The following is a 219-nucleotide window of genomic DNA, read 5'->3' on the forward strand; positions in this document are numbered from 1 at the left end:
AAGTTCTAATCATTTACCAAAGTGGTCATGTGATGATATAACACATGCGATTGTTTTTGATGATGGAGAGGAATTTGTTTTTAGAGTTTGAATTATTGACAAAATCTAAAATCCCTCTGAAAGTTCTAATCATTTACCAAAGTGGTCATGTGATGATATAACACATGCGATTGTTTTTGATGATGGAGAGGAATTTGTTTTTAGAGTTTGAATTATTGA

The 219-nt window shown here is 30.6% G+C and carries 1 protein-coding gene and 1 pseudogene; both read left to right on the forward strand.

The window, feature by feature from the left end:
• The coding region (locus tag BHE89_RS27325; RefSeq protein ID WP_458694205.1) for a hypothetical protein at positions 1 to 91 on the forward strand (91 nt) is incomplete at its 5' end.
• A gap of 42 nt (positions 92 to 133) precedes the next feature.
• Positions 134 to 211: pseudogene (locus BHE89_RS27330) on the forward strand (hypothetical protein); the annotation flags it as partial.
• Positions 212 to 219: the final 8 nt, after the last annotated feature.

Origin of the sequence: Shigella sp. FC1967 (genome assembly GCF_001743005.1) — a bacterium.
In the GTDB taxonomy this organism is placed as follows: domain Bacteria; phylum Pseudomonadota; class Gammaproteobacteria; order Enterobacterales; family Enterobacteriaceae; genus Proteus.